Origin of the sequence: Cupriavidus sp. OTU4054, assembly GCF_038440175.1 — a bacterium.
GTDB lineage: Bacteria > Pseudomonadota > Gammaproteobacteria > Burkholderiales > Burkholderiaceae > Cupriavidus > Cupriavidus pauculus_D.
Genome location: NZ_JASATF010000008.1, coordinates 1 through 20,400, shown reverse-complemented (window position 1 = coordinate 20,400; position 20,400 = coordinate 1). Strand labels below are relative to the sequence as shown.

Genomic DNA, 20,400 nt, shown 5'->3' with positions numbered 1-20,400 from the left:
GAAAGGTCATGTCTGCAATGCAATACAGCAGTGGTCAGAGTCACGTGTTTTTTGCTAGCATCGAAGACATTTTGGAAATTCCGCAGGACGTATGCGGCACTTCCAGCACGCACTGGCGCCGTCCATCCCGCAATTTCCGTCCGTAATTCGCCTGCATGGCCACCGACCAGGAACTCTCCGATTTTCTCGCCAGCGTCGAGCGGCGGGCTTTCAAGCAGGCCGTGTTTGCGGTACGAGACGACGAGGCCGCGCTCGACATCGTGCAGGACGCGATGATCAAGCTCGCCGAGAAGTACGGCGACAAGTCCGCGGCAGAGCTGCCGCCGCTGTTCCAGCGGATTCTGCAGAATACCGTTCACGACTATTTCCGCCGCCAGAAGGTCCGCAATACGTGGGTCACGCTGTTTTCGTCGCTGCGCGACGATCGCGATGGCGACGATAATGACTTACTCGACACTCTGGAGGCCCAGGCGGGGTCAGAATCTGCGGAAAGCAGCGCGGACAAGGTAGAACGCGCGCAGGTCATGCAGATCATCGAACAGGAAATCCAGCGACTGCCGACGCGTCAACGCGAAGCGTTTTTGATGCGTTACTGGGAGGACATGGATGTCGCCGAAACCGCTGCCGCGATGGGTTGTTCAGAAGGCAGTGTGAAGACGCACTGTTCCCGTGCAACGCACACCCTGGCGCAGGCCCTGCGCGCGCGAGGGGTCCGACTATGAGCCGAAACGAACAACAAATACTCGAACGCCGCCTGGCCCACGATATTCGCACCGTGCTCGATGCATCGGCGGATGCGGTGCCGGCCGATATCGCCGAGCGGCTAGCCGCCGCGCGGCGGATGGCCGTCGCCCGCAAGAAGGCCGAGGCACCGGTACGGGCGCCGCAATTCGCGGCGGCCGGCATGCCTTCCTCCTATGGGTCGGTGCATCACGACCTCGACGATCCCGATCACGATACGCCGCTGCACCGCGCGGGCGCCTGGCTGCGCCGGCTCGCGCTCGTGTGGCTGCTGATCGCGCTCGTCGGGGGGCTGAGCGGCATCTACGAGTGGCAGAAGCAGAAGCGCGTGGAGGAACTCGCCGATGTGGACGCCGCGATGCTGCTCGACGATCTGCCGCCGACCGCCTACGCCGACCAGGGCTTCCACATGTACCTCAAGCGCGGGCAATGAGGATGGCGCGCGCACAGGATCTCGTTGACGCCTCCCGTCGTGACACGTTGAAAGGCCGGCTGGGTCTGCCGCGTGCCGCGCGGCTGGGCCTGTCCGTGCTCGCGCTCGCCGGCGGCATTGCGCTGTTTGGCGCGCCGCTGGTGCAGGCGCAGGGGCAAGGGCAGGCCTCGGCGCCGCAGCCCGGCCCCGTCATCAATGCGCATCCGACGTGGCGCGAGCTCTCGCCCGCGCACCAGCGCATTCTGGCGCCGCTCGAGCCGCTCTGGAACTCGATTCCCGAGCTGAACCGGCACAAGTGGGTGCGCATTGCCGACCTGTATCCGAAATATTCGCCCGAGGAACAGGCGCGACTGCAGGCCCGCATGGCCGAATGGATCAAGATGACGCCGCAGCAGCGGCGCCTGGCGCGCGAGAACTACCAGATCACGCGGTCGCTGACGCCCGAGGCGAAGGCCGAGGCGTGGAAGACTTACCAGCAGTTGCCGGAAGAGCAGAAGAAGAGCCTCGCCGCCGCGGACAAGGTGCCGAAGCGTCCGGGCGCGGTAAGCGCGCTGCCCTCGGGCAAGAAGCTGCCGACGCTGCCGTCGCATGGTCCGCATTCGCAGCATGCGAGCGAGAAAACCGCCGCAAGCGCGCCTGCCGCGCCGGCCGCGGCGGTAGCAGCCGCTTCGGCGCCCGCGGTCGCGACGGGTGCCGCGTCGGCACCCGCGGCATCGGCTGCGGCGCCCGTGGCCGCCGCGTCGGCACCGGTGGCGGCCTCGCCGGCCTCCGCGGTCTCGCCGCAACCGGCCGCGGCAGCACCGCTCGCCCCGCCGGTCACCGGCGAAGCGTCCACTGACTTTCCGATTACGGCGCCCAGCGAGAATCGCTGAAACGCAGCGCCTCGCCAAGCGGCGGCTTTGGCATAATGGCCGTTTCAGGATTTCCGGCCGCGCGCCATGTCCGCCACCACTACCGCCTACGTCCCCACCTCCGAGCCCGTCCGCGCGCCCACGCTGCGGCGGCGGCTGACCTGCATGGTCTATGAAGGCGTGCTGCTGTTCGGCGTGCTCATGGCGTCCACCGCGGTCTACGTATTTGCCCGCCCGCTGCTGCGGCCGATCGGGGCCGAGAACATGTACGTGGCGCAGGTCTGGAGCTTTCTCGTCCTCGGGCTGTACTTCTCTTGGTTCTGGCAGCGCAAGGGACAGACGCTCGCCATGCAGACCTGGCGGATTCGCCTGGAGACCGCCGACGGCGGCCCCGTGCGGTGGCCGCGCGCGATCCTGCGGTTTCTGCTTGCGTGGCTCTGGCTGCCGCCCGCGGCGGCCGTCGGGCATGCGCTCGGGCTCGTCAAGGGCCCGTTCGTGGGCGTGCTCGCGGGCGGCCTGCTGATCTGGGTCATGCTCGCGTGGCTCGATCCGCGACGGCAGTTCCTGCACGACCGGCTGGCCGGCACCCGCCTGATCGACCTGCGGCCGCCCCGCACCGCTCAGGGCAAATGAGCCTGACGGCAGCCTCCCTGCGCCGCGTGGCCGTCGCGGTGCAAACCACCGCGGCAGCCGGCATCGCGTGGGCGCTCGCGTCGTTCGCCGCCTGGCCCTGGACGGTCGCACTCGCCACGGGCATCGTCATCGTCCTTGCCGTGTTCTGCGCATCGGTCGCGCTGGCCTTCTTCGTCACGCTCCATGGCGTCGGCCTGCCGCGGCGCGATCGCGTCGCGCTGCTCCCCGAGAATATCCGCGCGGCACCGCTCGGCATCGCGCAGGCCCTCCGCTGCTACGCCAGCGAATGCATCGTCGTCTTCCGCATGTTCAACTGGCTGCAGCCGTTCCGCTCGCGGCTCACGGTCCCCCGCGCCGCCGATACGCACCCGGGCCGCGATGCGCCCACCGTACTGCTTGTGCATGGCTATGGCTGCAACCACGCGGTGTGGCTCGATATGGCACCCCACCTCGCGGCACACGGCTATCGCTGCGAGACGATCGACCTCGAGCCCGTGCTCGGCGATATCGACGACTACGCGCCGCCACTGCTCGCGCGCATGCGCGAGATCGCCACGCGCACGGGCAGGTCGCCGCTGCTTGTCTGCCACAGCATGGGCGGCCTGGCCGCGCGCGCGGCACAGGTGCATGCGATGCGCACCACCGGCAACGACGCGCCGTGCAGCGGCATCGTGACGCTCGGCAGCCCGCATCATGGCTGCGTGCTCGCGCGCCATGGCAGCGGGCGCAATGCGCGCCAGATGCGCTGGCTCAGTCCATGGCTGCGCGCGCTCGCGGATGCGGAGACCACCGCGCAACGCGCGCGCATCGTGTCCATCTTCAGCTGGCACGATTCCATCGCCGGCCCGGCCGGCACCTCGTGGCTCGACGGGGCACGCCACGTGCCGCTGACGGGCATCGGCCATGTCTCGCTGCTGCGGCACCCGGACGCCATTGCCGCCACGCTCGACGCGCTGGCCGTGCTGACCCAGGCGCCGCGCGCGCCGGTGCTCGCCGCGCCCCCGATCGAGACCCCCTGACACGCCATCCCGTTACTGACGCCCCGATCGCGGCACACATTCATGTGACATTCATGTTTCCGTCACGGTACGGTCATGTGCCACTGGCCCAATGCACGCATCGCCGCTACCGGGGCCGACATGGTTCAAGCAATCCGATCCGCGCGCGGGCGACTGTCGCATATCGCGCAGCGCCTGCTCGGCAAGAGTGACGCCACCCTCCCGCTGTCCGCCGTCCTTGCGGCCTACATGCCCCCCGCCCCGGGCTTCGCCCCACCGCCCACCTCACCCACCTCCCCCACCTCACCCGCCGCGCCGCATTCCCCGCCATCGTCACACGCGCAGGCCGTGCCTCCTCAGCGAGACGCCACCGACGAGCCGCCCGCCAGGCCGAGCGAAGCGCCGGCCCATCGCTACCGCGCGATCTGGATCTCGGACATCCACCTCGGCACCGCCGGCTGCCAGGCCAGGTATCTGCTGGACTTCCTCAAGCACAACGAGTCGGACCAGTTGTACCTCGTGGGCGACATCATCGACGGCTGGCAGCTGAAGCGCGGCTGGTACTGGCCACAGAGCCACAACGACGTGGTGCAGAAGCTGCTGCGCAAGGCGCGCAAGGGCACCGAGGTCATTTTCGTCCCCGGCAACCACGATGAAGTCGCGCGCCAGTTCGACGGCATGGCCTTCGGCGATATCGTCGTGCGCGAGGATGCGATCCACGTGACCGCGACGGGCCGGCGCCTGTGGGTCGTGCATGGCGACCTGTTCGACGGCGTGGTGCAGCACGCGCGCTGGCTCGCCTATCTGGGCGACTCGCTCTACACGCTGATTCTCGCGGTGAACCGCCACTTCAACCGCGTCCGCACGCGGCTCGGCTTCGACTACTGGTCGCTCTCGCAATACCTCAAGCATCAGGTCAAGAACGCGGTCAGCTACATCAACTCGTTCGAGCACGCGATGGTCGAGGAAGCGCGCCGCCGCGGCTGCGACGGCGTGGTCTGCGGGCATATCCACAAGGCCGAGATCCGCGAGGTCGACGGCCAGCTCTATTGCAACGACGGCGACTGGGTGGAGAGCCTCTCCGCGCTGGTCGAAACGATGGAAGGCGAATTGCGCATCGTCTACTGGACCACGTTGCTCGATCCCCCCGCGCCGCCGGTCTCGCGCCTCGGCCGGCGTCGTCGCGCCCCCGCCGCCACCGCCGTGGCCGGCTGAATTGTTTCCGATCGCTGCCCCGGTCAACACTGCAACACGCCACCAAGAGACATAAGGAGCTTCGATGAGAATCCTGATCGTCACCGACGCCTGGGAACCGCAGGTCAATGGCGTGGTTCGCACGCTCAAGTCCACGCGCCGCGAACTCGAGGCCATGGGCCATACGGTGGATCTGCTGACACCGCTTGAATTCCAGACGGTGCCCTGCCCTACCTACCCCGAGATCCGCCTGTCGCTGTTTCCGGGCGGCAAGGTGCGCCGCCGCATCGAGGACTTCCGCCCCGACGCGCTGCATATCGCCACCGAGGGCCCGCTGGGCCTGGCCGCGCGCCGCCATGCGCTGCGCCATGACCTGCCCTTCACCACGGCCTATCACACGCGCTTTCCCGAATACGTGCAGGCGCGCTTTGCGATTCCGCTCGCGTGGACCTATCGTTTTCTGCACTGGTTCCATGGCCCGGCGCGCGCCGTCATGGCGCCCACGCCCGTGGTGCTCGACGATCTGCGCAGGTACGGCATCACGAATGGCGTGCTGTGGACGCGCGGCGTGGATCTCGACGTGTTCACCGCGCAGCGCGCCAACGTCCTCAATACCGCGCATCCGATCTTCCTCTACGTCGGCCGCGTTGCCGTGGAGAAGAACGTCGAGGCATTCCTGCAGCTGGACCTGCCCGGCACGAAGTGGGTCGTAGGCGATGGCCCGGCGCTGGCCGGCCTGAAGTCGCGCTATCCGAACGTGAACTACCTCGGCGTGCTCAAGCAGCCCGATCTCGCCAGGGTCTACGCCTCGGCGGACGTGTTCGTGTTCCCGAGCCGCACCGATACCTTCGGGCTCGTGCTGCTGGAGGCATTGGCCAGCGGCCTGCCCGTGGCCGCGTATCCGGTGACGGGTCCGATCGACGTGCTCGGCGACAGTCCCGCCGGCGTCATGCACGAGGACCTGCGCGAAGCCTGCCTGGAGGCCCTGCGCATCGACCGCGCCACCGCGCGCACGCATGCCGAGCGCTTCTCGTGGCGCGCGGCGTCCGAGCAGTTCCTCTCGCATCTGCGCCCCCTGCCGACCGCCAGCGTGGCGGGCGCCCACAACGTCTCCGCCCCGCCCGATCATGCCAAAGCCGCATCAGCCGTTACCCACCGAGCCGGAGAGTGATTACTCGATCGAGCAGAATCCGCACAAGGGCAATCGTGGGCTGACGCGCGCCTGGTACGCGGCCATCAATTCGCTGTCGGGATTGCGCTATGCGGTGCTGGAGGAAAGCGCGTTCCGGCAGGAACTCACGCTGTTCGTGATCCTCGCGCCGTGCGCGTTCGTACTCCCGGTGAGCGTGGTGGAACGCGTGCTGCTGCTCGGCACGCTGTTTCTGGTGCTGATCGTGGAGCTGCTCAACTCGAGCGTGGAAGCGGCCGTCGATCGCATTTCGCTCGAGCGGCACAGCCTGTCGAAGCGCGCCAAGGACTTCGGCAGCGCGGCCGTGATGCTCGCGCTGCTGCTTTGCCTCGGCACGTGGCTCGCGATCGGCGGCCCGATCGTGTGGCGATGGGCGATGCAGCTGGCGGGGTGAAACCGCGAGCGGCCCGACCTCAGGCCTGCTCGCGCCCCTGCTGCCACTTGTCGACGATCACGCGCGGCGCGGCCGCGAGCTGGCCGAGCAACGCGTCGGGCGTGTCGGCCACGTGCAGCAGATCGGCATGGATGCGCTTGAGGAAACCTTCGTCGACCGCGTGGGACAGGAAATCGACCATGCGGTCGTAGAAGCCCGCCACGTTGAGCAGGCCCACGGGCTTGTCGTGGTAGCCGAGCTGCAGCCATGTGAACGTCTCGAACAGTTCCTCGAACGTGCCGACGCCGCCCGGCATCGCGATAAACGCGTCGGCGCGGTCGGCCATCATCTGCTTGCGCTCGTGCATATTGCGCACGACGTGCAGTTCCGTCAGGCCCCGATGGCCGACTTCCTTCTGCATCAGCGCGTCGGGAATCACGCCGATTGCGGTACCGCCGTGCTCGAGCACGCTGTCCGCGACGATGCCCATCAGGCCGACCTTGCCGCCGCCGTAGACCAGCGCCATGCCGCGCTCGACGAGCGCGCGGCCGAGGTCGCGCGCGCCCTGTGCATACTCCGCGCGGAAACCGGGGCTGGACCCGCAATACACGCAAACCGCTTTCATTTCGCTTCCCTCGCTGCCTGGGCCTTCTCGAGTTGCGCCTTGCTCTCGGCGTACTCGCGCGCGAGCTGATCGAACGCTTCGCGCGCCTTGCCGCGGAGGTACGGCGCGAGGATCGAGAAGATGTGATAGCTGGAGCCGTGCAGATACCCGCGGATCTGCTCGGCGTCGTTGTACTGGCGCGGATGCTGCACGAACTGGAACGAGAGCCAGTACGTGGCGATGACCACGATATTCGTGCACACGGCCTCCACCTGCTCGGGCGTGGCCTCCATGTCGCCGTCTTCCTGGAACTGCCGGCAGATCTCGAACGCGAAACGCTTCTTCTGATCGACGATGCGCTTGAAGTTCGTCTCCAGCATCCGGTTGCGCGCCAGCAGGTCGTTGATGTCGCGATACAGGAAGCGGTAGTTCCACAGGAACTCGGACATGTACTGCAGATAGCCCCAGCTCTCGCCCAGCGTGGCCTTGTGGTCATCGGGCAGCTTCAGGCGCCGCTCCATCTCCTGCTCGAAACGCACGAAGATGGAATTGATGATGTCGTCCTTGTTGCGGAAGTGATAGTAGAGGTTGCCCGGACTGATCTCCATGGCCTCTGCAATGGTCGTCGTCGTGACATTGGGCTCCCCGAGTTCGTTGAACAGGCGCAACGAGACATCGAGAATGCGATCGCGCGTACGGCGCGGACCGGTCTGAGGCTTGGCTTCCATGGGTGGCGGGCGATCCTGGCGAATGGACGGGTAAGGCGGATGAGGCCGGTCTGGAATTATAAGCAAACGCGTTCGCGGGGTAACGGGACGGATACAAATCGGTCGCGGCGGACACCGGGCACGTCACCATGTGTCACTAAAACAAGCGCGATACGATTACCCCCGCCCGGGCCGCCGCCGATACTGGCCGTGCCGATCAGAATCGTCTGATCGACAATCGCACCCTTATCTCCCCCTGAACAGCCCATATCCACCATGCATCCCATCATCAGGAAATCCCTGCTGCTTGCAGGACTCGCCCCCGCCGCGACCGGCGCCTTCGCCGCGGGCTCCGCAGACCTGAAAATCACGGGCACCATCAAGCCGGCCGCATGCGATGTCACCCTGTCGGGCGGCGCCGTGCTGGACTTCGGCGACATCCCGGCCAATACGCTGAAGGATACGGCGTTCACCAACCTGGGCAACAAGAGCGTGGATGTCTCGGTCATTTGCGGCGCGCCCACGAAAGTCGCCCTCGCCGCGACCGATGGCCGCAGCGGCTCGAACGTACCCGGTATCGGTGCCTTTCTGTTCTCGAACCAGTCCGATGCCTCCACCTACGGCGTCGGCGAGGTGGACGGCAAGAAGGTCGGTGCCTACGTCCTCTACAGCGACACGGCCCCCGTGGTCGATGCCGCGGCCGGCGCGCGGCTTGCCTCCGACAACGGCGGCACGACCTGGGCCGCCAGCGCCAGCGCGAGCAATGCCATGACGCCGACACGCTGGCACGGTTTCGGCGACGCGGGGTCGCTGGTACCCGGTCAGTACAAGACGATCAGGCAAACCTACAAGGTGCAGCTCGGCCTCAACAAGAAGGCCGATCTTCCGCCTCTGACCAAGGACGTTCCCATCAACGGCCTCGCGACGTTCACGATCAAGTACCTCTGAACGCCGCAACATCGGAGAAAAGCGAAACTTCAACCTTCGCGGCCTTTGTGATTTCGTTGGCTGTTCCACGCACTATACTGCCCGCACAACATCTGCGAGCGCCCCGGAAATTTCCGAACGAACTCACTCGAATCACGTCATCATGATGCCGCTCATCTCGAAGATTTCGAAGGTCGCGAAGGTTTCTCCCGCCGTGGTGCTCGTCGCTGCCAGCCTGTCCGCGGCAATGCCCGCGCATGGCGGCGAAAGCGTCGGGCTGCGCATCCGTGCCACGATCCAGCCCGCGGCATGCGCACTGTTACCGGCAGTCCCGACGAGAGCGGCCGACACGTTTCGCGTCGTGCTCGAATGCGACGCCGGCACGCGCGTGGCGGTGAGTGCGATCGATGGGCTGACCGGAGCCAGCGTGCCGCGGTTCGGTACGCGTCCGGCCGAGGCGTCGCCGCCTGCGCGCGGCATCGTTCGGCAGGCCTACGACCTGAAAGTCGATGAGGGCCCGGCCCACGTGACGATCACCATCCAGTATCTGTAGCGGGGCTCGGAACAGACTCGCAACAGACTCGGATAGGGCTCAGAACGACGAGCCGGGTTCCTGGAGGAATGCGGCTTCCTCGTCGGTGTTCGCGCGCCCGAGTACCGCGTTGCGATGCGGAAAGCGGCCGAAGCGCGCGATGACGTCGCGATGTTTCTCGGCCCAGTAGACCGTGTCGAGACCGGTTTCGTCGCGCAGCAGGGTCAGCTGGCGTACCGACTCGTGTTGCGCGTCGAGGTCCTCGACATGCTGCAGCGGCATGTAGCAGAACATGCGGTGCTGCGGCGTGGGCAGCAGGCGGTCCCAGCCGAGGGCGATGACACGCCGGGACAGCGCGAGCGCGGCCGCGTCCGTGGCAAAGGCGCGCGGATCGCCGCGAAAGGCGTTGCGGGGAATCTGGTCGAGCAGCACGATGCGCGCGCAGGCCCCTTCGGGCGTATCGGACCAATCGTCGGGCGCACAATCGGCCCGCGCACCGTCGCTGTCGCCGTCCCTGTCACCGTCCCTGACGCCGACGCGTTCGCATGCCGCGAGCCACATCGGCATCAACGCCTCGCACACGGCCGCATCGAACGCGGCATCCTTGCTGAACCACGCACGGCGATAGGTGTTCCACGCCGGGCCACCGGGCACGTCGAACCAGAAATCGAGCAGGCGTTGCGCGTCGGCGGGAAGCATCGGAGGCGGTAGCGCGATCAGCGGGCGACGTTGCGCATCCAGTCCGCGGTCTGGAAGAACGCCTGCATCAGGCGCAGCCGCAGATCCTCGGACAGGCCCACGTCTTCCATCGCCATCGACATGCAGCGCATCCACTGGTCGCGCTCGCTGATGCCGATCTCGAACGGCAGGTGCCGCGCGCGCAGGCGCGGATGGCCGAACTTCTCGATGTACAGGCTTGGGCCGCCAAGCCAGCCCGAGAGGAACCAGTACAGCTTGTCGCGCGAACCCTCGAGCGTCGTGGGATGCAAGGCGCGCAGGCCCTTGAACTGGTCCTCGAGGTCCATCAGGTCGTAGAACCGGTCGACGAGTTCGCGCACGCGCGCGTCGCCGCCCACCAGTTCATAGGCGGTGACATCGCTGGAGGTGGCGTCGTTGTTGTCAGTGGCGTCGGTCATGAAAAATATCGGTCAGGCGTCGCGCAGCGTGGCCAGCGCGGGTTGCCGGAGCACCTCGCGCAATCCAAGCCAGCCGCCGGCAAAGGCGCACAGCATGCCAGAAACCACGCCGACCGGCACGATCCACCCATTGAAGCGGTACGGGAAATCGAACACGAACTGGGACAAACCCCAGCCCACGGCAATCGCGCCGAGGCTCGCCAGCAAACCCGCCAGCCCGCCCACCACAAGGAACTCCGCGTACTGGGTCTGCCTGACGAGCGAGGCGCTGGCGCCCAGCGCCTTGAGCAGGCCCGCGTCGCGCTTGCGTTCGTCGCGCGCGCCCGATAGTGCCGCATACAGCACCGTGACGCCGGCCAGCAGCGTAAAGATAAACAGGAACTCGACGGCGGCAATGACCTGATCGAGCACGGCCTGCACCTGCCGCAGGATGAGGTCGGTATTGACGACCGTGATGTTCGGGAACGCCGCGGTCAGCTGGTTGCCGAGCGAGGCCTTGGCGGCCGGCAGATGGAACGCGGTGATATAGGTCGCCGGCAGCCCGCGCATCTGCGAGGTCGGCAGGATCACGAAGAAATTGACGCGCATCGAGCTCCATTCGAGCTTGCGCAGCGAGGTAACGGGTGCCTCCACGGTCTGCCCGGCCACGTCGAAGCGGAGCGTATCGCCGAGCTTGATATGCAGCGTCCTGGCGATGCCCTCCTCGACCGATGCGCCGGCCTTGGCATCGCCGCCGTCGACCCATTGCCCGCCGACGATCTGGTTGCCCGCGGGCAGCGCGTCGGTATAGGACAGGTTGAACTCGCGCTCGACGAGGTTGCGCGCGCGGCCATCGGGATAGCTGTCGGCCTTGATCGGGCGCTCGTCGATATGGGTCAGGCGCCCGCGCACCATCGGATACAGCAGGTCCTCGACGCCGTTCTGCTCGAGCATCGCGCGCAGCGGCTCGCGCTGGTCGGGCTGGATATTGATGATGAAGCGGTTGGGCGCATCGGCCGGCGTGGCATTGCGCCACGAGTCGATCAGGTCGTTGCGCGTCATGCCGAGCAGCAGCAGCGCCATCAGCCCGATGGCCAGCGCGACGGTCTGCAGCGCGGTGACCGAGCGGCGGCGTTCGAGCACGGCCAGCGCGAAGCGCCAGCCCACGCTGCCGCGCGCGCGGCCACGCATCCCCCTGGACAACGCGGTAAGCAGGCCGAGCGCCAGCACCGCGAACACCGCGCCCGCGCCGAGGAAACCGCCCGCCGTGGTCAGGCCGAGCTTGAGGTCGCGCGCGGCCACCAGCAGCAGCGCGACGAACGCGCCAAGGCCGAGCGCGTAGGCCACCCATGCGGAAATCGGGGGCGTGCCGATATCGCGCCGCAGGACACGCAGCGGCGCGATGCGCGTGAGCGCGAGCAGCGGCGGCAGCGCGAAGCCCACCAGCAGCACGAGGCCGGCCGCCACGCCGACGGCCGCGGGCACCAGCGACGGCTGCGGCAGCGACACCTGCAGCAACCCGACCAGCGACATCAGCAGCCCGTAATGCGCGAGGTAGCCCAGCAGCACGCCGAGCACGGCGCCCGCGAGGCCCAGCAGCAGGAACTCGATGCCGAACGCGGTCAGGATCTGGGCGCGCGAGAGGCCCATGCACTTGTAGACCGCGCAGGCGTCGGTGTGGCGCTGCATGTAGCGGCGCGCGGACATCGCGATGGCCACGGCGGCGATCATCGCCGACAGCACGGCGACGAGCGACAGGAAGCGTTCGGCGCGGTCGAGCGTCTGGCGCATCTGCGGCTGGCCCGATTCGAGCGACTCCACGCGCGTGTTGCGCAGGTGGCGCGTCTCGATCTCCTTCTGTGCCCACGTCTGGTACGCCGCGCCGGCCGCGTCGGGGCCCGCCACCAGCAGCCGGTAGGTCACGCGGCTGCCCCAGCCGATGAGGCCCGTGGCATCGAGGTCCGTCAGCGGCAGCATGACGCGCGGGGCAAAGTTCATGAAGCCCGCGCCACGGTCGAGCTCCTGCGTGATCAGGCGGTCGATGCGGAAGGTCTTGTTGCCGAGCTGGAGGCTGTCGCCGACGTGCAGGTTCAGCGCGGTAAGCAGCGCCTCGTCGGCCCATACCGTACCCGGCGCGGGAATGCCCGCCGCTTCCTGCTCGGTGCCGTTCGGCGCCGTGGCGGTCTTGAGGCGGCCACGCAGCGGATAGCCGTCACTGACCGCCTTGAGCGCGGCCAGCTGGCTCGCGGCCTCGCCGTTGCCGGCCGCCGCCGCGGGCCGCGCCGTCGCCATGCTCGGGAACGTCACGGTCTGCGCGGTCTGCAGGCCACTGGCCGTCGCGCGCTCGACGAAGGCGGCCGGCAACGGCTGGTCCGCGATCAGCAGCACGTCGGCCGCGATCATCTGCCGCGCGTCGCGTTCGAGCCCCAGCCGCATGCGGTCGGCCAGAAAACCGACGCTGGTCAGCGCGGCCACCGCGAGCACGAGCGCGAACAGCAGCAGGGTCAGTTCGCCGGCCAGCCAGTCCCGGCGCGCCATGCGCAGGGCCTGATGCCAGGGGGAGAAACGGGCGGAGTCGTTTGACATCGATGACGGTCAGGTTCGGTCGGAGGGCGCGCGCGGGCCGCGCAGGCTCGCATGCAGGCGGCGCATGCCGCGCCAGAGTTTCGGGATCAGCCAGATCGCGACGATCAGGAAGACGGCCAGCAGCAGGAAGAACACCACAGGCAGGAAGAATGCCAGCAGCAGCCCGCCCGTGGCGGTCACGTCCTCCGTGAAAGAGGCCAGCCAGTTGGAAAAAGGTTCCGGAGAGACATTGATCAGCGCGCGGGTGCCGGCCTTGGCCGCGTGCGCGGTGCCGGCGAGCGTGCCGCCGACGAGGCCGGCGCCGACGATCCACTGCGGGTCCATATGGCCGAACGCCGCGGCGGCCAGCACCGCGCCGGCCGGAATGCGGATAAACGTCTGGATACTGTCCCAGACGGTGTCGAAGCCGGGCACCTTGTCGGCGACGAACTCGGCCACGGCGAGCACGCCGGCAATGCCGATCACCCACCAGGAAGCCAGCACGTCGAGGCCGCCGGGCAGCTGCAGCCAGCCCAGCCGCGCGAGCGCGCCCGCGGTCAGCACGGCCAGGTACAGGCGCAATCCGCTGGCCCAGGACATGCCCGCGGCCAGCGCGGCGGTTTCCAGCATGGGGGCCTCGCGGTGGTCAGATGATGTCGAGTGTAACGGAAGCGGGAGACACCCTCTTCCCGCTACTCCGCCACCGTCTCCAGCTTCGGCAATTGCGGCAGGTCCGCGGCCACCTCGGCGATCGCCCGGCGGAGCCACATCACGTCCGGCGCCGCGTGGCTGCGTTCGTGCCAGAGCTGGTAGAACCGCATGCGCGGAAACGGTACCGGCGACGGCACCATGCGGATCGGCAGGTATTGCGCATAGTGCGCCGCGAACTGCCGTCCGGTGGTGAACACCATGTCCGTCTTCATCAGCACGTACGGCACGAGCCCGAAGTAAGGCAGCGTGACCTGGATATTCCGCTTCAATCCCTGCTCCGCCAGCGCCTGGTCGATCATGCTGCGCTGCATCGACGCATACGGCGCCGGTGCCAGATGCGGCATTTCGAGGTAGTGCTTGAGCGTCAGGCCCTTGCGCGCGAGCGGATGCTGCGCGCCCAGCATGCACACCACCTCGTCGTCGAACAGCGGCGAGATATGCAGGTGTTCGGGCGGCGACAGCCAGTTGCCGACCACGATATCGAGGTGCCCCTGCTCCAGCGCATCGAGGAAATCGCTCGACTGCGTCATCGGATGCACGAACAGCTTGGCGCCCGGCGCCAGCCGCCGCACACGCTCGACGATATTGGGCAGGAAAAACGCATCGAGGTAGTCCGGCGCGCCCAGATGGAACGTGCGCACCGTGGTGGACGGATCGAACTGCTGCGGCGGCCGCGCGATGCGATCCATCGCGGCCAGGCTCTGCTCGGCCAGCGCCAGCAGCTCGCGCCCGCGCTCGGTCGGCACCATGCCGCTCTTGCCGCGCACCAGAATGGCGTCGCCCGTGATCTCGCGCAGGCGCTTCAGCGTATTGCTGATGGCCGGCTGCGACTGGCCGAGCCGCACGGCGGTGCGCGTGACGCTCTGCTCGGTCAGCAGCGTGTGCAGCACCCGCAACAGGTAGGTATCGAGGTGGTCGCGTCCGTGCATGAAGAGTCGAAATAAAGTCCGGGCGGGGCTGGGCGAAAAAACCGGGCAATGCCGCGCACCTTCGCGGTGCCGCACGGCTGGCGCGGGGGGAACGGAGAGGCGCATAGTGTATGTACGCCCCGCATGCAAGGTCAATTCGGGACTGCCACAGGCTGTCGGACACCGGTGGCTGATGCCCTTTATCACATGGGCCGAATATTGCATGAGGAAGGCCAGTGCTATGTTTGCTCCATCCACGAAAGAGAGAAAACCATGGAGACGCAAACCATCCGCTTCTACCACCGCGGCCAGGTCAGGGAGGTGACTGGCGCCGCCGTGACCCGCACGGTACTGCAGTACCTGCGCGAGGACGCGCGCTGCACGGGCACGAAGGAAGGCTGCGCCGAAGGCGACTGCGGCGCATGCACGGTGGTGATTGGCGAGCTTCGCGACGGCGCATCGGACGTCGAGTTCAAGGCCGTCAACGCCTGCATCCAGTTCCTGCCCACGCTCGACGGCAAGGCGCTGATCACGGTGGAGGACCTGCGCCAGCCCGACGGCGCGCTGCATCCCGTGCAGGAAGCGATGGTCGAATGCCACGGCTCGCAATGCGGCTTCTGCACGCCGGGCTTCGTCATGTCCCTGTGGGCGCTCTACCAGCAACATACGAACGGCCACCCGGCCGACGGCACGCCCGCCGCCACCCGCCCCACCCGCACCGCGATTTGCGACGCGCTGACCGGCAACCTGTGCCGCTGCACGGGCTACCGCCCGATCGTCGATGCCGGCCAGCGCATGATGCAGCTGCCCGTGCCGCAACCGGGCAAGCTCGATCCCGCGCGCATCGCCGAGACGCTGCGGACCCTGCGCCGCGCCGAGACGTTCCATTACAGCGCGCGCGACACCAACGCCGCCGAGCAGCATTTCTATGCGCCGCGCACGGCCGCCGAGTTCGGCCGCATCAAGGCGAACGAACCCGGCATCCGCATTCTCGCGGGCAGCACCGACGTGGGCCTGTGGGTCACGAAGCAGTTCCGCGAACTCGGCAACCTGCTCTACGTCGGGCAGGTGGAAGACCTGCAAACGCTCGCCGAGCGGGACGGGATGCTCGAGATCGGCGCCGGCGTGGTCCTCGAAAAGGCCTATGCCGCCCTCACGGCCGCGCATCCGGAACTGGAAGAACTGTGGAAGCGCTTCGCCTCGCTGCCCATCCGCAACGCGGGCACGCTCGGCGGCAATATCGCGAACGGCTCGCCGATCGGTGACTCGATGCCCGCGCTCATCGCGCTGGGTGCCGAAGTCGTGCTCCAGCATGGCGAGACGCGCCGCACGCTGCCGCTCGAGGACCTGTACCTCGCCTACCAGAAGACCGCGATGGTCCCCGGCGAATTCGTCGCCGCGCTGCGTGTCCCGGCAAAGGGACATGCGGGCAGCGTCGCGCATTTCCGCACGTACAAGCTCTCCAAACGTTTCGACGAGGATATCTCGGCCGTGTGCGCGGCCTTCGGCATCGACGTGGAGCATGGCGTGGTCACGCGCGCGCGCATCGCGTTCGGCGGCATGGCCGCCACGCCCAGGCGCGCCACGCTGACCGAAGCGGCATTGACCGGCCAGCCCTGGAACGAAGCCACCGCGCGCGCCGGCATGGCCGCGCTGGCCAGCGACTATGCGCCGCTCTCCGATATGCGCGCCACCGCGTCGTACCGCGCGCGCGGCGCCGCCAACCTGCTCTATCGGTTCTGGCTGGAGACCCGCGCCGACGCGCTGCCCGCCGCGGCGGTGAATGTGCGGGCCGCGGGTGCGGGCGAACTCGCCGTGGCCGGGGCCTGAGGAGACGACATGAACAAGCAGACCGAACCGTTCCTGCTCGACGCCAGCACCGCACGGGAATCCACGCCGCAGGTCGGCGTCTCCCGTCCGCACGAATCGGCCCACCTCCATGTGGCCGGCACCGCGACCTACACCGACGATATCCCCGAACTGGCGGGCACGCTCCATGCCGCGCTCGGCATGAGCACCCGCGCGCATGCGCGCATTCGCGCCATCTCGCTCGACAAGGTGCGCGCCGCGCCCGGCGTGGTGGACGTGCTGACCGCCGCCGATATTCCCGCGGTCAACGACTGCGGCCCGATCCTCCACGACGATCCGATCCTCGCGAAGGATGTCGTGCACTTTATCGGGCAGCCGATCTTCGTGGTGGTGGCGTCCTCGCACGACGACGCCCGCCGCGCCGCGCGCCGCGCCGAGATCGAATACGAAGACCTGCCGCCGATCCTGTCGCCCGAGGCCGCGCACGCGGCCGGCAGCTACGTGCTGCCGCCGATGCACCTCAGGCGCGGCGAGCCGCAAACGCATATCGATGCCGCCGCGCATCGCGACGCGGGCAGCATCCGCCTGGGCGGGCAGGAACAGTTCTATCTGGAAGGCCAGATCGCCTACGCGGCGCCGCGCGAGAACGACGGCATGCACGTGTGGTGCTCCACGCAGCATCCGACCGAAATGCAGCACGCGGTCGCGCATATGCTCGGCTGGCATGCGCACCAGGTGCTCGTGGAATGCCGGCGCATGGGCGGCGGCTTCGGCGGCAAGGAATCGCAATCGGCGATGTTCGCGTGCTGCGCGGCGCTGGCCGCGTGGAAGCTGCTGTGTCCCGTGAAGCTGCGCCCCGACCGTGACGACGACATGATGATCACGGGCAAGCGCCATGACTTCAACTTCGACTTCGAGGTCGGCCACGACGACGACGGCCGCATCGAAGGGGTGCGCGTGGAGATGGTGTCGCGCGCGGGCTTCTCCGCGGACCTGTCGGGCCCCGTGATGACGCGCGCCATCTGCCACTTCGACAATGCCTACTGGCTGCCGAACGTGCAGATCGACGGATACTGCGGCCGCACCAATACGCAGAGCAATACCGCATTCCGCGGCTTCGGCGGCCCGCAGGGCGCGTTCGCGGTCGAGTACATCCTCGACAATGTGGCCCGCAACGTTGGCAAGGACTCGCTGGCCGTGCGCCGCGCGAACTTCTACGGCAAGACCGAGCGCAACGTCACGCCGTATGGCCAGACCGTCGAGGACAACGTGATTCACGAACTCATCGACGAGCTCGTGGCATCGAGCGAATATCAGGCACGGCGCGACGCCACGCGCGCGTTCAACGCGACGAGCCCGATCCTCAAGAAGGGCATCGCGATCACGCCGGTCAAGTTCGGCATCTCGTTCAACGTCGCGCACTTCAACCAGGCCGGCGCGCTCGTGCACGTCTACAACGACGGCTCGGTGCTCGTGAACCATGGCGGCACCGAAATGGGCCAGGGCCTGAATACGAAGGTCGCGATGATCGTCGCCCACGAGCTCGGCATCCGCATGGAACGCGTGCGCGTCACCGCCACCGACACCAGCAAGGTCGCCAACACCTCGGCCACGGCCGCGTCCACCGGCGCGGACCTCAACGGCAAGGCCGCGCAGGACGCCGCGCGCCAGATCCGCGAGCGCCTGACGGCATTCGTCGCGCGCAAGGCTGGGGTGGAGGCCGACACCGTGTGCTTCGGCGACGACCTCGTGGTCGCCGGCGAGTTGCGCATGGACTTCGGCGACCTCGCGCGCGAGGCCTACGTGGCGCGCGTGCAGCTGTGGTCGGACGGTTTCTATGTCACGCCCAAGCTGTACTGGGACCAGTCGAAGCTGCAGGGGCGCCCGTTCTACTACTACGCGTATGGCGCGGCATGCTCCGAAGTCATCGTGGACACGCTGACCGGCGAATGGAAACTGCTGCGCGCGGACGCGCTGCACGATGCGGGCAAGTCGCTGAACCCGGCCATCGATATCGGGCAGGTGGAAGGCGCGTTCATCCAGGGCATGGGCTGGCTGACCACCGAGGAGTTGTGGTGGAACAAGGACGGCAAGCTCATGACGCATGCGCCGTCCACGTACAAGATCCCGACCGTCAACGACTGCCCGGAAGACTTCCACGTGCGGCTGTTCCAGAACCGCAACGTCGAGGACAGCATCCACCGGTCCAAGGCCGTCGGCGAACCGCCGCTGCTGCTGCCGTTCTCGGTGTTCTTCGCCATCCGCGACGCGATTGCCGCGGTGGGCGACTACCGCATCAATCCGCCACTGCGCGCGCCGGCCACGAGCGAGGCGATTCTCGATGCCGTGGAGGCGGTACAGGCCATGCGGGCGGCGCAACCGGTCCCGGCCGCCGAGGCCACGGAGGCAGCGGCGCAAGCCGTCTGAGCACGCGATGCAGGACGCCCCGCTCAAGCCCTTCCGCTTTGCCGACGCCGCGCGCTGGATTCGCGCCGGCGTGCCCGTGGTCATGGTCACGATCGCCGAGGTGCGCGGTTCCGCGCCGCGCGAGGCCGGCATCCGCATGCTGGTCACGGCCGACGATCTCGTCGGCACCATCGGCGGCGGGCATCTCGAATGGCGCGGCATGGATATCGCGCGCGAGATGATGGCGGAACGCGCGGCCCCCCGTCGCATCGAACGGATTCCGCTCGGTCCCGCGCTCGGGCAATGCTGCGGCGGCGTGGTATGGCTCGCGTTCGAGGTGCTCGGCACGGAAGACCTGCGCTGGCTCGACGCGGTGGAACAGGCGTTTGCGGCCGGGCATGGCATCGAACGCACGGTTTCGTTACGCCATGCGCAGCGGGCGGTCGCGTTCGCCGACAGCCGCGCGCTGCTGCCGGCGGTCACGCATGACGAGGATGGCTGGATCGACACGCTCGTGCCGGATCCGCTCCACGTCGTGCTGTTCGGCGCGGGCCATGTCGGCCATGCGCTGGTCGGCGTGCTGGCGAACCTGCCCTGCCGCGTGCACTGGGTCGACGAGCGCGACACGCTGTTCCCCGGCGATCTGCCCGGCAACGTCGAGGCCGAGGCCAGCGACACGCCCGAGGCCGTCGTCGATCAGGCCCCCGCCGGCAGCTACTTCCTCGTCATGACGCACAGCCATGCGCTGGACCTGTCGCTGTGCGAGCGCATCCTGCGGCGGACGGATTTCGCGTATTTCGGGCTGATCGGCTCGAAGACCAAGCGCGCGCGCTTCGAGCATCGGCTCTCGGACCACGGCGTGGACCCCGTCCGCTTCGCGGAAATGACGTGTCCGATCGGTGTCGCCGGCATTACGGACAAGGCTCCGGCTATGATTGCGGTAGCGATCGTCGCCCAGTTGCTGCAGGTGCGGGATCAGCGCATTGCCGCGCTGTCCGCCAGCCGCATGGAGGCGGTGGCGCAGTAATCCGGCGCGCCGGGCTCACGAAGCCTGGCGCGAAGACACCGACAGACATAGAAGAGGGCCCCATGACCATCGACGCCGCGCTCGCGGACAGGATCCGCCGTACCCCAAAGGCCGAACTGCACGTGCATATCGAAGGCACGCTCGAACCCGAGCGTATCTTCCGCCTGGCCCAGCGCAACCAGGTCTCGCTGCCCTACCCCAGCGTCGAGGCGCTGCGCGAAGCGTATGCGTTCACCGACCTGCAATCGTTTCTCGACATCTACTACGCGGGCGCCAGCGTGCTGCTGACCGAGGAAGACTTCTTCGACATGACGATGGACTACGTCCAGCGTGCCGTGGCCGACAACGTGCGCCACGCGGAGATCTTCTTCGACCCGCAGACCCACACCGCGCGCGGCGTGCCGATGGGCACCGTCATCGACGGCATTGCCGACGCGCTCGCGCAGGCGCGCACCGAATACGATTTCTCGAGCAGCATGATCCTCTGCTTCCTGCGGCATCTGTCCGAGGAAGACGCGTTTGCCACGCTCGAGGCGGCGCTGCCCTATCGCGACCGCTTCGTCGGCGTGGGGCTCGACTCCTCCGAGCGGGGGCATCCCCCCGAGAAGTGGGGGCGCGGGGTGGGGCCCGCCGCGGTGCAGGGGGGTTGGCCGGTCGCGCCCGCCCGGGGGGGGGGC

At 67.9% G+C, this 20,400-nt stretch carries 21 protein-coding genes; 14 read left to right on the top strand and 7 right to left on the bottom strand.

Features of this window, described 5'->3' with window-relative positions:
- Positions 1-155: 155 nt before the first annotated feature.
- From AAHB16_RS11745 to AAHB16_RS11710, 8 genes are all read left to right on the top strand, one after another.
- On the top strand, positions 156-722 hold the full coding sequence (locus AAHB16_RS11745) for an RNA polymerase sigma factor (RefSeq protein WP_150372360.1): 567 nt from the start codon (positions 156-158) through the stop codon (positions 720-722).
- Positions 719-1,174: a DUF3619 family protein gene (locus AAHB16_RS11740; RefSeq protein ID WP_150372361.1), complete on the top strand. Its 456-nt coding sequence runs from the start codon at positions 719-721 to the stop codon at positions 1,172-1,174. The genes AAHB16_RS11745 and AAHB16_RS11740 overlap by 4 nt, the downstream gene beginning before the upstream one ends.
- A gap of 2 nt (positions 1,175-1,176) precedes the next feature.
- Positions 1,177-2,046, top strand: coding sequence for a DUF3106 domain-containing protein (locus AAHB16_RS11735; protein WP_150372362.1), 870 nt, complete (start codon positions 1,177-1,179; stop codon positions 2,044-2,046).
- A gap of 66 nt (positions 2,047-2,112) precedes the next feature.
- The gene (locus AAHB16_RS11730; RefSeq protein WP_150372363.1) at positions 2,113-2,658 is read left to right on the top strand and encodes an RDD family protein; all 546 of its coding nucleotides are present in this window, start codon (positions 2,113-2,115) and stop codon (positions 2,656-2,658) included.
- Positions 2,655-3,677, top strand: a complete 1,023-nt coding sequence (locus tag AAHB16_RS11725; protein ID WP_342050952.1) for an esterase/lipase family protein — start codon at positions 2,655-2,657, stop codon at positions 3,675-3,677. The genes AAHB16_RS11730 and AAHB16_RS11725 overlap by 4 nt, the downstream gene beginning before the upstream one ends.
- Positions 3,678-3,797: 120 nt before the next feature.
- Positions 3,798-4,871: a UDP-2,3-diacylglucosamine diphosphatase gene (locus AAHB16_RS11720; RefSeq protein WP_342050951.1), complete on the top strand. Its 1,074-nt coding sequence runs from the start codon at positions 3,798-3,800 to the stop codon at positions 4,869-4,871.
- Positions 4,872-4,935: 64 nt separating this feature from the next.
- A complete protein-coding gene (locus tag AAHB16_RS11715) occupies positions 4,936-6,021 on the top strand; it encodes a glycosyltransferase family 4 protein (protein WP_342050950.1) in 1,086 nt (361 codons plus the stop codon).
- Entirely contained in the window at positions 5,978-6,433 is a 456-nt protein-coding gene (locus tag AAHB16_RS11710) for a diacylglycerol kinase (protein WP_150372367.1), read from the top strand. Before AAHB16_RS11715 ends, AAHB16_RS11710 begins: the two co-directional genes overlap by 44 nt.
- 19 nt (positions 6,434-6,452) lie before the next feature.
- On the opposite strand, the gene AAHB16_RS11705 is transcribed toward AAHB16_RS11710, so the two are convergent.
- Positions 6,453-7,037 (bottom strand): LOG family protein, encoded by a 585-nt coding sequence (locus tag AAHB16_RS11705; RefSeq protein WP_150372368.1) that lies wholly within the window; start codon positions 7,035-7,037, stop codon positions 6,453-6,455.
- Positions 7,034-7,744, bottom strand: coding sequence for a TetR/AcrR family transcriptional regulator (locus AAHB16_RS11700; RefSeq protein WP_150372369.1), 711 nt, complete (start codon positions 7,742-7,744; stop codon positions 7,034-7,036). Before AAHB16_RS11700 ends, AAHB16_RS11705 begins: the two co-directional genes overlap by 4 nt.
- 255 nt (positions 7,745-7,999) lie before the next feature.
- Here AAHB16_RS11700 and AAHB16_RS11695 point away from each other — a divergent pair, with 255 nt between their 5' ends.
- Both AAHB16_RS11695 and AAHB16_RS11690 read left to right on the top strand, forming a co-directional pair.
- Positions 8,000-8,671: a DUF1120 domain-containing protein gene (locus AAHB16_RS11695; protein WP_342050949.1), complete on the top strand. Its 672-nt coding sequence runs from the start codon at positions 8,000-8,002 to the stop codon at positions 8,669-8,671.
- Positions 8,672-8,813: 142 nt separating this feature from the next.
- Positions 8,814-9,203, top strand: a complete 390-nt coding sequence (locus tag AAHB16_RS11690) for a hypothetical protein (RefSeq protein WP_342050948.1) — start codon at positions 8,814-8,816, stop codon at positions 9,201-9,203.
- A 39-nt stretch (positions 9,204-9,242) separates the two neighbouring features.
- Here the strand turns inward: AAHB16_RS11690 and AAHB16_RS11685 are convergent, their stop codons facing one another.
- The 5 genes from AAHB16_RS11685 to AAHB16_RS11665 form a co-directional block, all read right to left on the bottom strand.
- Entirely contained in the window at positions 9,243-9,881 is a 639-nt protein-coding gene (locus AAHB16_RS11685; protein WP_342050947.1) for a DUF924 family protein, read from the bottom strand.
- Positions 9,882-9,898: 17 nt separating this feature from the next.
- The gene (locus AAHB16_RS11680) at positions 9,899-10,318 is read right to left on the bottom strand and encodes a group II truncated hemoglobin (RefSeq protein WP_150372373.1); all 420 of its coding nucleotides are present in this window, start codon (positions 10,316-10,318) and stop codon (positions 9,899-9,901) included.
- Between the two features lie 12 nt (positions 10,319-10,330).
- Complete coding sequence (locus AAHB16_RS11675) at positions 10,331-12,883, bottom strand: ABC transporter permease (protein WP_342050946.1); 2,553 nt, start codon at positions 12,881-12,883, stop codon at positions 10,331-10,333.
- A 9-nt stretch (positions 12,884-12,892) separates the two neighbouring features.
- Positions 12,893-13,492 carry a DUF4126 domain-containing protein gene (locus AAHB16_RS11670; protein ID WP_150372375.1) on the bottom strand — a complete coding sequence of 200 codons (600 nt, stop codon included), beginning with the start codon at positions 13,490-13,492 and terminating at the stop codon, positions 12,893-12,895.
- Positions 13,493-13,554: 62 nt separating this feature from the next.
- Entirely contained in the window at positions 13,555-14,502 is a 948-nt protein-coding gene (locus AAHB16_RS11665; protein WP_342050945.1) for a LysR substrate-binding domain-containing protein, read from the bottom strand.
- Between the two features lie 252 nt (positions 14,503-14,754).
- Here AAHB16_RS11665 and xdhA point away from each other — a divergent pair, with 252 nt between their 5' ends.
- From xdhA to AAHB16_RS11645, 4 genes are all read left to right on the top strand, one after another.
- Positions 14,755-16,311 carry a xanthine dehydrogenase small subunit gene (xdhA, locus tag AAHB16_RS11660; protein WP_150372377.1) on the top strand — a complete coding sequence of 519 codons (1,557 nt, stop codon included), beginning with the start codon at positions 14,755-14,757 and terminating at the stop codon, positions 16,309-16,311.
- Between the two features lie 9 nt (positions 16,312-16,320).
- Positions 16,321-18,717: a xanthine dehydrogenase molybdopterin binding subunit gene (gene xdhB, locus AAHB16_RS11655; protein WP_342050944.1), complete on the top strand. Its 2,397-nt coding sequence runs from the start codon at positions 16,321-16,323 to the stop codon at positions 18,715-18,717.
- Between the two features lie 7 nt (positions 18,718-18,724).
- The gene (gene xdhC / locus AAHB16_RS11650; RefSeq protein ID WP_150372379.1) at positions 18,725-19,723 is read left to right on the top strand and encodes a xanthine dehydrogenase accessory protein XdhC; all 999 of its coding nucleotides are present in this window, start codon (positions 18,725-18,727) and stop codon (positions 19,721-19,723) included.
- Between the two features lie 62 nt (positions 19,724-19,785).
- Positions 19,786-20,400: adenosine deaminase family protein (locus AAHB16_RS11645; protein ID WP_342050943.1), on the top strand; the 615-nt coding region annotated here is incomplete at its 3' end.